Source organism: Vibrio sp. QJM3NY_35, from assembly GCF_057785915.1.
Genome location: NZ_CM173508.1, coordinates 1,428,931 through 1,442,336, shown reverse-complemented (window position 1 = coordinate 1,442,336; position 13,406 = coordinate 1,428,931). Strand labels below are relative to the sequence as shown.

Sequence of the window (13,406 nt, the reverse complement as noted above, 5' to 3'; positions counted from 1 at the left end):
TCACCTACTATGGATTTTAGGTGTGCACTTACTCTGAATAATAGACAGGAGGTTTTCTTGAGCGCCATTACAAAGAGTAAGAACACAATTGTGATCTAAACCCTTCGTAATCAGCACTTTGCGGGAGCTGGTAGAGACCCCCAAACCATATCATTGGGGTTATACGAAGCAAACGGTTGCCACTATACAGAGTTCAGTGTGAATTTCACTAATCAATTACTCATTAACATAGTAAAAACCGATTTATATAGCAGGAACCCGTTTAGCTCGATATCAACGATAATCCGGTCGAATTCTCGACATCAGCAACATATCGATATATTTACCCGCTTTGAATGTACTCAGCCTTTTGGTGCCTTCTAACTGAAAACCCACTCGTTCATATAAAGCAATCGCGGAGTGGTTATCTGCATGAACCTCAAGCTCAAGACGAACTAGATTTAGCCAATTATCGGCCTGATTAACCACCTCTTGCATCAAAGCCTTTCCTATCCCCTTCCCTTGAGCTTCAGGGTGAATCGCAATACCAAGCCCAGCACAGTGCCTGTCTCTTACCTTTGTGGTCATGAATAGCGTAATGTGTCCTACGACTTTCTCTGATAATTCGGCGACCAATGTGAAATGATCAGAATGGCCAAACAGTCGCTCCACTTGGTCAGAACTAAGATAAGGCTTTTGTGAGGTATTTTCTGAAACTGAAGGGTGGCGATAAATATCAAAAATATCGTGGCTATCCGTTGCTTCTAAATGTCTAATTTGTATATCCAAAACGTTTCCTTATCATATTATTTTTGTCCATAAGCTAATTTTCATATTACGGATAGCAACGGGCACCTACAACCTTTGAAAGTGTAAGTGCCCGAAATAATTAAACAAATAGAAAGACTGAGCTTCTGCTTTGATTAGTATTGTTTACGCAGTGTGAATATCAGAATTTGTAGTCAACACCAACACTCGCTAATGCTTGTTCAGAGCTGTAAAAGTCAATCTTAGAGTCAATCGACCTTACACCGAGTAATGAAATAAACGACCAATCTTCATAACCCATTAAGCCACCAAACTCATAAGCTAAGAATGCACCGAATTCATTCTCTTCACGTACTTGCCCGTAAATTGGATTCGACTCATCATATTCACGATCACTTGCATCTAGGGTAACAACAAAACCATGACGACCGATTCTCTTCGCGTAGTTTAATTCAATACCATAACTATCGAAGCTGAGTGCTCCTCCTTCTGCGTCTGAGTGGAAATACACCATTGAAGGAACAAATAGACCTGCTTGGTTTGGCAAGATAAAGCGGTACCCTGCTTTGGCGTACACATAGGTTCTTTCCCTATCCAGCAGCACAGCATTTTCCGGAGATAAGCCTTGGCTACCAGATAGCTCTTCATCAACATCAGATTGCCCAAATGCGAGATCCGTTCGAAAACCAGTTCCACCGATATTAGTGAGCTGCAGTCGTCCTACATTACCTTTCACATCCGTTTCATTTCGATTAACGCCAACAGCATACGGATCCGTCCAAGCCTTGCCCGAGATAAGCGTAGGAAGAACAGAAAAATCCAATATTGTGCCTCCAGATAGCTGATGTCGATAACCAATCTCAAAAGCAATGGTACCTGTTGCTATATCCTCTCGAGTGGTACCCGCATACACTTGATGAGCCAGTGACTCGCCAAAGGTATATTGAACCGTACCCAAAAAGCCGAGTAGCCCTTGCTTTTCGCTGTCCCCTTCCTGGGTGTTAGTTGCTTGATTCGCGTCTTGCTCGGTGCTCAAGTTACTGCTGTCAGAAGATACACCCGTCAAGACACTGAAGTTACCACTGAAACCTTCCGTTGGTGCAAGGCCACTATAAGCTGGCATTGAAGCGAATGCCGAAAATACAACTGGTAAAACAAACCTCATATTCACATCCATTAATTGAATAATCACCCGTTAACTATATGTATTAAATTAAAATTATAACAACTATTTAACGGAGACATTCATTCAGCTGACGAATTGGGTGTCTAAAAAATAGGTTCAAAGGTGCAATAAGTTGATCTATCGCTTTTAAGCTTTCGTAGAACTTCTCGAAAATAACGGACAAAACTCAAAGGAAGACAATATGTTTAACAAATTAATCAAAACCACATCAGTGCTAGTTGCGACGCTTCTTTTTACGGCTTTTGCTCACGCTAACCACCACGAGATGAAGAAAGACATCGTTGATGTTGCGGCTGAAAACGGCTCTTTCAATACTTTAGTGGCTGCAGTAAAAGCAGCGGACTTAGTTGACACATTGAAAGGTGAAGGCCCTTTCACTGTATTAGCTCCCACTGATGAGGCATTTGCTGCGTTACCAGAAGGAACGGTCGACATGTTGTTGAAGCCAGAAAACAAAGACAAATTAGTTGCAGTGCTCACATACCATGTAATACCAGGTAAAATCATGGCCGCTGAAGTTATGACGTTAAATAGCGCAGTGACGGTTCAAGGCGGTGCGGTAATGATAGCGATAGATGACGGCAACGTAATGATAAACAACGCCAAAGTTATTATGCCAGACGTTGAGGCTAGCAATGGTGTTATCCATGTGATTGACGCTGTGCTGTTGCCTAAATAAGAAATACAATATCGGTCAAAGCCTTTTAAGAGGGTGTGACAGATCACGCCCTTTTCATCTTTTAACTAAAAAGTTAATAACGGTCTCAAGACAACCGAGGCTGCCTTTATATCATCAAGAACTATATCAACAAGAACCCGAGTTACACAAACAAGCGGCCGAATATTAGAAATACCGCCACCGACACCACCTTCGTGAAGACCACCACCCAGATGCAATCACCAATACTAGAGTTCGTCGCTTTCCCCAGTAGGTACACAAACAGAATCAACCCTAACACCCAGCCCACTGTCGGAATCAATGACACCAAAGCAACGATAACAGCAATAATAAGAAGGGATTTAAAATCTGCGACCACGAAAGACATTTTAGAGGCGATGTACATACAACATGCGGTGATTAATGCGTCCATCACAAACGCTAAAGCTTCAATACCCACTTTACTTCCTTCACTCAAATTAGTTGAAGTGAATATTATCTCTAAAGTGATGATTTTTCTTGAATAAGAGAACAAAAAGCAGGTGAAAACTGTGTCAGAAATGAGATTACCGTTCGTCTGAAGGCATAGGTTTATTTGTTCGAGTCTTCTAAGCCTTTGACCAGTGCTCCCGACCGAGTCTGATTTGCTTTTTGATAGGCATCAAAGCCATCTTCGCGTTTACCTCCGAACAAACAAAGAAACGAGTTAATGACGAATGAAAAAAATGAGATGACGACAACAAAGAGAGGAAATAACCCCGAAACCCCAGCATCTAAGGCAAGAACGCCAACAGCGAAGGAGAACATCGACACCAATGTATATAGTTTAGATCTACTCACATGACTCATGAACAACACTCCTTGTATTCACTCAATGTTTAGATTAGACAAATTATCTTGCACACAATTTGAACTCATCGACAATATCAATAGATCAGGAAAAGTTATCCTTAATAAGGTTCATTAATATTTCAAACTTGGTTTCTGTATCCCTAAGAACACGAGTCCACCTATTCAGCTGCCTTGTCCATCATCAACCACCTTTTCCATCACGTAATTGGTCAGCTTTACGCCACGCATTTCGACTTCCTGTTCATTTACTACCTTAAAGCCAAGGTGCTCATAAAAAGGCCTTGCGGTAATACTTACTTCAGAGAAATATCTCGATACGCCACGAACTCGACCCACAGTGAAAACATGTTCCATCAACGCTTTCCCTACACCCTTCCCTTGATATTCGTGGTGACAGAAAAAGTGATCAATCAAGCCGTTCGGTTGCAGGTCAGTATAGCCAACAACGCAGCCATCGAGCTCAGCTACAAAGGGTTGTAACCCATTCATACGCTTTTTCCATAATGCAAAGTCAAAGCTACTGGGTGCCCAAGCTTCGACTTGCTGTTGAGAATAATCTCGAACATTCACGTTACGTACGGTATGAAAGAAGATCTCCCACAGTGCTTTATCATCACTCGCTTGATAGTTTCGAATTCTAACCACGACATACTCCTTTTTGCCTTAAGTTCTTTCAGAGGTGCAAATAGACACCTGAATCAGCAGGCTCAAAAGTCCAAGCTCAACAGGCTCTGTAACCTGCACTCAACAACCTCAGCTTTAGAACAAGATATCAACGATAAAACACAGCCAACCAGATCGTCACCATGTCTTTATCCGTACCAATGACCTTGTGCTTTTCTCGTGCAGCGATGTTGATGTAATCCCCTTTTGATAAAGTAACAACGCGTCCATCTTCAAACTCGATGACACCTTTACCTTCAATCACCATCACCCATTCATTCTCATCTTGGTCATACCAACCCTCTTCTGGTGAGCTATGTCCATGCGACAATATTCTTTCGATTCGAACACCGTCGTTGGCAATCAGGTCATTGAATATTTCATTGGGTATTGACGAAGGAACATCATTGTAAATGTTTGGCATCAAGCTCTCCTAGCTAGCATTGAATTGATTAACAACCTGGGCTTTAACTGCACTGTACAACCTAAGCAGCAGCACTCTTTCTGAAATAAAAACGGTAATAGCCCACCAAGTTGCTGCAGATAAACAGCGCTTCCATCAGAACCGCTGTTGGCGAGCCAACTAAGTAATTATGAACCAGCCAAAAACTGGTTCCGATGATCATCAATTCTCTTAATCGACGGTCATCTTTATTGAAGGCAGCAAAGGTTTGAAACACGGAAGCAAAGCAACTCAATATGCTGGTCAGCCCTGAGTAAGTCACTGCGGTTGCGACCACCGACATAGAACAGAACAAATATTTAAACTTAGACGAGGTAGAAAATACGCTCGTTAAATAGCGAACCGTGGCAATCGTCATTAAACTCGCCGCTGTCCATTGTTCGAGAAGGATAAAGTGACTCGAAATAAGAACGCCAGCAAAGAACAGACAAGTGACGATTTTCTTCCTTTCCTTGAATTGGAATGACAGAAGATCAAAACAAATGGCTATCGCGACTAATACTTGAGAAAGATAAAAGGCAGACACGGTGATTCCTTCAATAATACATTACGCCCTAGCCGCCTCTTTTAACTGTGAACAGTCGAATAAAACGTACTAGGCGGTTCCAACGATACAGGTCAAACAGCGATCTAAAGCTTCTATAGAGATCTAAAGCTTCAACACGCCACTAATCACAGTGGTCGCAGAACCGATTAACTTTATTCGCCCATTAGCTAAGAGCTCTGTCGACATATAACCACCACGACGAGACGCCTGATAAGCACTGAAACTGCTTTTTTTGAGCTTTTCTGCCCAGTGCTGCGTCAATGCGCAATGCGCCGAACCAGTCACAGGATCTTCATTAACCCCAACCCAGGGTGCAAAGTAACGAGAAACAAAATCAAGTTCCGTATTTGCTGCCAATGCTGTGACCACAACACCGCGACCTTGAATGCCTTTTAACGCATCAAAATTTGGTGAAAGCCCCAATAATACTTGTTCGTTGGATACTTCGATTAACTGCTTAGAGTCAAATTCTTGGAATGATACGACTTGATGCGGCTCTAAACCTAGATGTTCAAGCAGCGTGAGGTTGGGTTCAGAATCTAATGACAGTTCGGAGCTAGGAAAATCAAGCTCGATAGACGATTCACAAACGGCGGCAGATAATTCCCCAGATAAGGTGTTAAACACGACCTTATCACCTGTCTCAAGCAGTCCTTGTTCTTTCATCACATGAACCGTTGCCAGTGTGCCATGTCCACACAGCTTCACTTCAACTTCGGGAGTAAACCATTTAAGCGTCATAGTGTTAAGCGCGAGAAAAGCCGTTTCAGATACCGCCATCTCTTCAGCGATTGAAAACATTAACGACTCATCCAACGGCTCTTTGGAAATACAGACCCCGGCAGGGTTCCCTTTAAACGCTTGAGTTGTAAACGAATCTACTTGATATATCTCTAAATCCACAATGGCTCCTAAATGCACAACATTTCCCAAACCGGCAATCATGGCTCGTTGGGACATAACCTAGATATTGCTGCCCACAATAAGCACAATCACCTTGTGCTACAAGTCTTTAGAAACAAATTTATAGATACTTAATCAGAAACAAAAGAAATGACAAACAAAGAGTTATGCAAAGAATTCGTGGATTAAGCAGAAGGTTTATAATCGAGCAGATAAAAGATAAAACGTATCAGCCTGGCAGGAAACAAGCTCACATTCGTGGCACACCGACACCATATCGAGCTACGAACGTAAGCTTACCAAGTAATTATAATTCAATATAATCTACTGGCGGACTAGAGCAGATTTCACAATAGTCAAGCCAAGTAGCCCCAGCATGACTCCTGTCACTTTATCAATATAGTAAGCAACACGTGTAAACTCTTGACGCACTTTAGGTGCAGATAACAGGAAGATGATCGCCGCATCCCATACAAATACAACCACCGTCATCCAAATACCTAGACCTAACTTAAACATGAAGCCAACGTCATTGTTCAGTACAACAGTAAATAAGCTCAAATAGAACAAAAGGTTTTTAGGGTTAAGGATGCCCGATAGAAAACCGGTGAGGAATTCTTTAAGAAAAGTGGTTTGATTGGAGGCACCTTCTTCGTCAACATCGAAATTACTGTAATTGCATTTTTCCGCTCTTATCGCTTGTACAGCAAGATAAACAAGAAACACACCACCAATGATCTTGAGTGCAATCATAATAGAAACGGATGCCGCTAGAATCGAGCCAACACCAACCAAGCACAAAGCAATATAAACCGCATTCGCACTGGCAATACCGAATGCAACGCCTAGGGCTTTTTTTCCCTTATTTCGAACAGCACTCTTCACCACAATCACAAAGTCTGGTCCGGGGCTCAACAACGCCAAAAAATGAGCAATCGCCACGGTAACAAAAATCCCAACTAAACCTGCATCCATAAATCAACGTCCTTATTTTGAAATTTAATGCATTATTATCGCATAATTAACTTACGGTTGGTTTTTTGGTTCATAATTAATGCTTCGATACTAAGAGAATCAGACGGACAACACGTTTTCATAAGCCTCGTTAGGTAAAGACGCTCTAATAACCGACTTTCCAACATTTAGTTTAGATAGTTAATCCATTATTTTGCCTAGCGATCTCATAACCCAGACTCATTTCCCTTCTATTTTGGTAATTAAAAGTCGGTATTCGCATGCATTGCATTAGGTTGTACTAAAATAAGAGTCGTAAATTTGAATCAGGTTGCAGATTTTGGGCTACGATTTAGTTATCACGTACGAAAGGGAATCCGTCAGTGAAAGCGTTTTGCGTATCAATACTTGCGTCAACATCCTTTTTGGCTAGCCCTGTATTTGGCCAGCAGCATGATATTTATCTCTACAATTGGGATGAATTTTTATCTGACAGCGTCGTTACCCAGTTGAGTGATACCTACGGCATCTCACTAAAGCAACAATTTTTCTCTGATGAGTCAATAAGGGATGAGGTTCTATTAAGCGAGCGTCGAGGCGCTTTTGAACTGGTCATCATCGAAAGCGTAAAACTTAAGGCATTAGCCAAACAAAACCTGTTCCATAACCTAAGTGACTTACAACAATCCATTGAAAGCAATTTTGATCCCAGGTGGGCAGATGGATGCGGTGAATATGGTATTCCTTACGCTTGGGGAACATCCGGTATCCTATATCGCAGTGATAGAATCTCCGCCCCAGAATCTTGGATGGCGATTCTTGAACCCGACTCTAAAGTCAGTGGCCGTATAAGTATGTACTACGACCCCACCGACTTGGTGAGCACGGCGTTATTGGTCAATCGATTTAACCCATTTACTAATAATGAGCAAGAACTTCGTGTTGCGTACAAAACGCTACAACTGCAAAAACCACATCTTGAAAGCAATGAGTATGTCATCGACCACATCCACCAGCTTGAGCGCTTAGCCAATATCGACCTCGCCTACGGATACTCAGGTGACAGCTATGTGCTTAATGATGCCGAACCTGAGGCATCTTGGGCCTACACAGTGCCTCTAGAAGGAACAACCTTATGGTTAGAGTGTATGGCTGCAATTAACAACGGAGAGCGATCTCCACAGGCAACCACGATTCTCGCCTTCTTATCGCAACCCGAAATCGCCGCTCAAAACGCAATGGATTCATGGTTTGCAACGCCAAGTTCAAAAGCAAAAGCACTCACTTCTCAGGAGTATCAAAACGATCCCGAGCTTTTCCCGAATAAAGAAGTATTAGATCGCAGCTACCTTTATCAGCCGTTAGAACCGAGTAGCATTCAAATTCGCAATCGTATTGTCGACAGTTTGAGATAACTCATGCCAGTATTGAAGAAGCTCTATTTTGTACTTTTACCAACGCTGACATTTGTGCTCCTGATAGCAGGAATCGTGATGTACAACTTCGCATCAAATCATGCTAAGCACATGTATTTGGACAAGGTGCAATCTGATGTGAACACCGCTTTAGTCGCGGCGGAATACGAGCAGCTCGGCTTGTCCTTACTAGTTAAAGATATCGGTTCTTCGTTGCAGTTCCTCCGCTACATTCAAAATCCTGGCGACTACACGACTCTATCGCTATTGGAAAAACGAGTACTCCGAGTATTAAGCCAGAATCACGTCAATCATTTTGGGCAACGCAATGTTTATATCGTGGACCCTAAGTTCAAATTAACGCTTTCGACTCTCAGAGCCGATCCTTTCGAGGGGCTAAAAATCCCTGACAAGATTTATGAAAGAGTCTTCGACATATACACCTCGTTAATCAGCAAGAAGGAACTCTCCTACGAAGGCTTCTCTTATGTCTCGATTAGTGGCGAGCTCAGATATTCGTATGTTGCGGCAATTGACCCTTACCTCCTTCCTCAAGATAAACGTGCAAGTAGCAGTTTAAATCGCTACATTTTGATTGCTGACGGACCTCTGATACAACTCTCTAGCTTATTAATCAAATACAATGACGATGACAATATTCAGTTCTTAATCGAGCCATCCTCAGATGCTGCCAACATCGCAAATACCCAATTCGTTATCAAATCAATTGAGCAAACCCAAGATAATATCAATGTGCAGATGACCAGCCGACATCTCATCGCGCAAGTAAATATTCGAGAACAAAAGTTCAACCATGAGAAAGCCATCATCGCTAAACAAACCTTGTTAGGTGGCTTTGGCACTCTCTTTACGATCATGTTGATCGTGCATTTAGTGGTGCGTTACCAACTTGTGCGCCCGCTTAAAGACTTACTGCAAGAGATATCGATCGGCGGGCTCAAGCTTAGGTATTTCAAGCGTTCATCGGGGCAAAGTGAAATTGATGGTTTAAAGAACGCGTACATAGACTCGCTAACAGAATTGAAGTTCGAAGCCGAATTCGACCAACTCACCAAGCTAGCCAATCGACGCTCATTCATCCGACACCTTGATGTACGCCTCAAGAGTTCAATGAACCCACACTGCTATGTGGTTTGTTGGGACATCATCGACTTCCGTAAAATCAACGATCTCTACGGTGCAAAAGTTGGTGATAATGTACTAATAAGCTTAACTAGAGTGCTTAGAGAAACTCTACAAAACCAACAGTCATCTTCCGGTTTCAGTTGCAATGACTACTCCATAGCAAGGCTTGGGGGGAATCAGTTTATTGCCATTTTAGAAATGGATAAAAGCCAAGTGATAAACGAAGAAATAGAGAACATCAATAATACGCTGACTAGCACTACGTTCCTTGATTACTATGGGTTTAGGTTATCACTCGCAACAGGTGTTTTACCGCTCGACACACCAAAGTTTGAAGAAATTTGGCACCGATGTATTGATGAGATGCTGCTCCGTGCAAAATCTCACAATGATGGAGAAAGCCGTATTGTTTATGGCGAGGAGTTATTACACACGTTAGAGAGACACGATATTATAGAAAAAAGGCTTTTAGAGTGCTGTGAAAGTGATAACTTTGAACTTCGCTTTATGCCTATTTTCAACGCTAAAACACTTCAGGTAGATGGCGCTGAGTGTTTGATTCGTTGCCCTGCTTTATTTGACATAAACGCGGGTCCAGACGAATTCATACCTGCAGCAGAGAAAAGCAACCTCATATCCAAACTCGATATGTGGGTTATTAGCACCGCTATCAAGAGCTATAAAGAGCTCTCAGAAATCCACAAGTACAAAGGTACCTTATCCATTAACATTTCAGCAATGGAGCTATACAACCGCAATTTTGCCGACAATATTCGTAAGGTTATCGAACGGTACCAAGTACCTCCTAGCAACATTATTATCGAGATAACTGAGACCAGTTACGTGAAAAGTACCAAGCTTACGGTACAGACTATCGAGAGAATCAGAAGCCTAGGCTTAAAGGTTTCACTTGATGACTTTGGTACTGGATACACAGCCTTCAACCAGCTACTCCACTACCCTGTGGATGAGCTAAAAATTGATAAGAGCTTTATCGATAACATGGTAGACGACAAAGCCGACCGTAAGATGGTCGAATCTATGGTTAACTTAGGCCACTCTTGTGACACGCGAATCGTCGCAGAAGGTGTCGAGTCCATAGAACAGTATCATTACCTTAAAAAAGCGAACTGTGACCTAATACAAGGCTACTTCTTTAGCCAACCACTCACTTATCTGGAATTCATCGAGTTTGTGCGAGACCATAATCCGCAAGCAATTTTAAACCCGCAGTCTGTTACCAGTTCGAGATCTAACGAGCGAATCGTTGCTCTCACTCAAAAGCAGTAACCTTAAACCTAAACCTCAAGGCCTCCCTTCCTATCCAAGCGTTGCAATCCACTATAGCTATAACTAGTAGTAGAACTATCTTCATCAGTGCAGGAGCTCTGCGTTGGCGACACATTGAATGAGGAGGCAAATAAAGGATGGCAAAGGCCATGATAGTGAAGCGGGAGAATGGCGAGCAAAAAGCAAACAAAACCTGACGATTTAACTTATCGCTAATGCGGAGATTAGCTCTGCATTGTCGTTAATAGCTCCATCATATCTTTAGAGCTGATATTCTTCTTATGCCTGACTACAGCGTCAATCATCAATTCTAAATTGCCCGCCGAGATATAGTCCTTGAGCACGTCATTGAACTTTTCCTGTATCTCATCACTTGTGTACAAGTGCTCAGGAATGAAGAATAGAAATTGGCTGCCACTACTACGAAACGAGATAGTACTTTCCGGAACCTTTGCCGTCAGAGACTTAGCGGCTGAACTCACCACCAAGTCTCCATATTCAAGCCCATACTTTTGGTTTATCTCACTGAGATTTCTGATTCGTACAAAGTAAAGGTCGAAGTTACCGTTTGTAGGATAGCTGTTCTTAACAAATTTCATTAACGATACTCGATTACGAAAGCCTGTAATGAAGTCGGTAGAATAAAGTTTTCGTTTGATGGAAAAATCGAGATAGAAAATGATGCCTGTCATCAACAAAATCAAAACAAGAAAGGCGCTGCTGATTTGGTGAACAACAACAAATTTGCCTACTATGGACGTATTTTCTTCAATAACTGGGCTTTGTAATCGAAACTTTTCGTTAATGAATTCGACCAAAGTGGTGTAGCAAATATCAACTTTCTTCTGCAGCGATTCTTTAGGTAATTGCCCTGTACTGACCAACTTGATTGACGATTCTAGCGACTTAAACTTTTCAAACTCTGCGGTAAAGTAAGGCTTAAAGTTTGCCGAGCGAATAAAATTGGACGATTCAGTGCTGTTGATCAGAATATCAAAGCGACTCCATGTAATGTCATAAGCCAACCAAAGTTCATCATAATCAATCTTCTTTGCGTGGCTAACCATCAAGAAGTTTGCATACTCTTTGACAAGTTGAAAAACAAACCATGTGGCCTCATTTTGGCGATTAGAAAAGCTCTTGTTGATGTCATTAATTCGAGTAACACTGTAGATATTGACGGATAGAACAACCACGGCCAAAGACAAAACAACGACTTTGATTGCAGCCATAGACAACAGCTTCTTCATAATTAGCCTCTACAGATGAATATCACGAATCTGCCAAATCATCTTGGCATGGAAATCAGGGGTATTGGTCTCAGGGTTCGCAGAGATTGGGTAAATCAACCAAAACGGGCCTTTCTCCCTCACAGACATCAACTCACCATTCTTTTTAATCGCAATGATGGGTTCATAGGTATCAAAATCTTCTTTGGGCACCGCAATTTTATAGTCATTCAATGCTACGAAAGTAACTTGTGATGATATCGGTAGATCTATATTTTCAAGCACCGTTTGTAACGTCACACCACTATAAACGGTCAGCCCTTCGACCCAAGGCAAGGTGGTAGTAATTTCTTTTTGAGGAAGTGACAGGAGTTGCTCTCTACTAAAACCATGCTTTTGCCCGGAGTGGTCGAAAACCGTTAACTCTGAGGCTGCAAAAATCGAAAACGAGCAAAGCCAAAGCATCAACAAGAATACAGTTCTCATTCTAAACTCCATTTAAAAAGGTCACTAAATTGAGTCTAGTATAAATTGACCATTTAACTTGTACCGATACCACTCAGATTGATTGGTATCGATTTATCCCTAAGGCCCCCTACACCTCGCTGTTTTTCAATAGCTTCGCAGTTTCTCTCTCACTTCTCTGTCGCTTCCATCACCGCTCTCGTTCAGCACTCCCTACCCGCTTGACGTATTCCTTCTCGACCGTCTAGTAACAAAAACTCGTATTTTACTCTGCGGAAGTAAACCAATAAGCCTTATGAATACGTATCAAACAACAAAATTAACAATAAATATGAGTAAGTAGCGAGAATGCTGGTTGCTGCATAACCTTTAATCGAACGTAAGCAGCTTTAAGAGACTTAATAACGGGTTCCAGTCGTTTCTACTTCACCAGTTGATCTCGTGTATTGATCTTAGAAAGCTTACTCATTTCATAATCAAGGGAATCGAGAATGAGTTTGAATATAAAAAAATTTAACCCCATGGCGACACTTTCTACCCTGGTAATGACGCTGGTCATGTTTCCTGTTTCTGCCGAAGTTAACCAAGAACAATTCGAGTTAGGTAAACAAAAAGCCAAAGTGTGCATGACTTGTCATGGCGCTGATGGCATCTCAACACAAGACCCCTACCCGAACCTTCGCGGTCAAAAAGTGGGTTATCTCATCTCCTCACTGAAAGATTACCAGACTCGAGAAAGAACCAGTGGCTTAGCGATTCTCATGCAACAACAAGCCGACACGCTCTCAGACCAAGACATCCGTGACATTTCCTATTTCTATTCAGTGCTCGGCAACGAAGCAAGCTCGCTCAGCGATTCAAATTAAGTCAGCGATTCAAAATATCTAG

General features: G+C 42.0%; 15 protein-coding genes and 1 riboswitch. Of the genes, 4 read left to right on the top strand and 11 right to left on the bottom strand.

The window, feature by feature from the left end:
* Nucleotides 1-87: 87 nt before the first annotated feature.
* Nucleotides 88-187: riboswitch (purine riboswitch) on the bottom strand.
* Between the two features lie 86 nt (nt 188-273).
* On the bottom strand, nt 274-768 hold the full coding sequence (locus AC3CH3_RS21765) for a GNAT family N-acetyltransferase (protein WP_054546973.1): 495 nt from the start codon (nt 766-768) through the stop codon (nt 274-276).
* A gap of 160 nt (nt 769-928) precedes the next feature.
* On the bottom strand, nt 929-1,912 hold the full coding sequence (locus AC3CH3_RS21760) for a DUF2860 family protein (protein ID WP_488538409.1): 984 nt from the start codon (nt 1,910-1,912) through the stop codon (nt 929-931).
* Nucleotides 1,913-2,114: 202 nt separating this feature from the next.
* Between AC3CH3_RS21760 and AC3CH3_RS21755 the strand changes: the two genes are divergently transcribed.
* On the top strand, nt 2,115-2,612 hold the full coding sequence (locus AC3CH3_RS21755) for a fasciclin domain-containing protein (RefSeq protein WP_488538408.1): 498 nt from the start codon (nt 2,115-2,117) through the stop codon (nt 2,610-2,612).
* A 142-nt stretch (nt 2,613-2,754) separates the two neighbouring features.
* On the opposite strand, the gene AC3CH3_RS21750 is transcribed toward AC3CH3_RS21755, so the two are convergent.
* The 7 genes from AC3CH3_RS21750 to AC3CH3_RS21720 form a co-directional block, all read right to left on the bottom strand.
* Entirely contained in the window at nt 2,755-3,051 is a 297-nt protein-coding gene (locus tag AC3CH3_RS21750; RefSeq protein WP_488538407.1) for a hypothetical protein, read from the bottom strand.
* Nucleotides 3,052-3,182: 131 nt separating this feature from the next.
* Nucleotides 3,183-3,440, bottom strand: a complete 258-nt coding sequence (locus AC3CH3_RS21745) for a hypothetical protein (RefSeq protein WP_488538406.1) — start codon at nt 3,438-3,440, stop codon at nt 3,183-3,185.
* Between the two features lie 165 nt (nt 3,441-3,605).
* Nucleotides 3,606-4,088, bottom strand: a complete 483-nt coding sequence (locus AC3CH3_RS21740; RefSeq protein ID WP_488538405.1) for a GNAT family N-acetyltransferase — start codon at nt 4,086-4,088, stop codon at nt 3,606-3,608.
* 127 nt (nt 4,089-4,215) lie between these two features.
* Nucleotides 4,216-4,530 carry a cupin domain-containing protein gene (locus tag AC3CH3_RS21735; RefSeq protein WP_004730454.1) on the bottom strand — a complete coding sequence of 105 codons (315 nt, stop codon included), beginning with the start codon at nt 4,528-4,530 and terminating at the stop codon, nt 4,216-4,218.
* A 61-nt stretch (nt 4,531-4,591) separates the two neighbouring features.
* A complete protein-coding gene (locus AC3CH3_RS21730; RefSeq protein WP_019825028.1) occupies nt 4,592-5,095 on the bottom strand; it encodes a YgjV family protein in 504 nt (167 codons plus the stop codon).
* 123 nt (nt 5,096-5,218) lie between these two features.
* Complete coding sequence (locus tag AC3CH3_RS21725) at nt 5,219-6,019, bottom strand: PhzF family phenazine biosynthesis protein (RefSeq protein WP_488538404.1); 801 nt, start codon at nt 6,017-6,019, stop codon at nt 5,219-5,221.
* A 324-nt stretch (nt 6,020-6,343) separates the two neighbouring features.
* On the bottom strand, nt 6,344-6,994 hold the full coding sequence (locus AC3CH3_RS21720) for a LysE family translocator (RefSeq protein WP_488538403.1): 651 nt from the start codon (nt 6,992-6,994) through the stop codon (nt 6,344-6,346).
* Between the two features lie 362 nt (nt 6,995-7,356).
* Between AC3CH3_RS21720 and AC3CH3_RS21715 the strand changes: the two genes are divergently transcribed.
* The gene (locus tag AC3CH3_RS21715) at nt 7,357-8,388 is read left to right on the top strand and encodes a polyamine ABC transporter substrate-binding protein (RefSeq protein ID WP_019825033.1); all 1,032 of its coding nucleotides are present in this window, start codon (nt 7,357-7,359) and stop codon (nt 8,386-8,388) included.
* Nucleotides 8,389-8,391: 3 nt separating this feature from the next.
* A complete protein-coding gene (locus AC3CH3_RS21710; RefSeq protein WP_488538402.1) occupies nt 8,392-10,824 on the top strand; it encodes a putative bifunctional diguanylate cyclase/phosphodiesterase in 2,433 nt (810 codons plus the stop codon).
* A 224-nt stretch (nt 10,825-11,048) separates the two neighbouring features.
* Here AC3CH3_RS21710 and AC3CH3_RS21705 read toward each other — a convergent pair whose 3' ends face one another.
* Nucleotides 11,049-12,074: a GGDEF domain-containing protein gene (locus AC3CH3_RS21705; RefSeq protein WP_019825037.1), complete on the bottom strand. Its 1,026-nt coding sequence runs from the start codon at nt 12,072-12,074 to the stop codon at nt 11,049-11,051.
* A 9-nt stretch (nt 12,075-12,083) separates the two neighbouring features.
* Nucleotides 12,084-12,539, bottom strand: coding sequence for a putative pterin-binding protein (locus AC3CH3_RS21700; RefSeq protein ID WP_029405637.1), 456 nt, complete (start codon nt 12,537-12,539; stop codon nt 12,084-12,086).
* A 470-nt stretch (nt 12,540-13,009) separates the two neighbouring features.
* On the opposite strand from AC3CH3_RS21700, the gene AC3CH3_RS21695 reads away from it, so the two are divergent.
* The gene (locus tag AC3CH3_RS21695) at nt 13,010-13,384 is read left to right on the top strand and encodes a c-type cytochrome (protein ID WP_059018733.1); all 375 of its coding nucleotides are present in this window, start codon (nt 13,010-13,012) and stop codon (nt 13,382-13,384) included.
* Nucleotides 13,385-13,406: the final 22 nt, after the last annotated feature.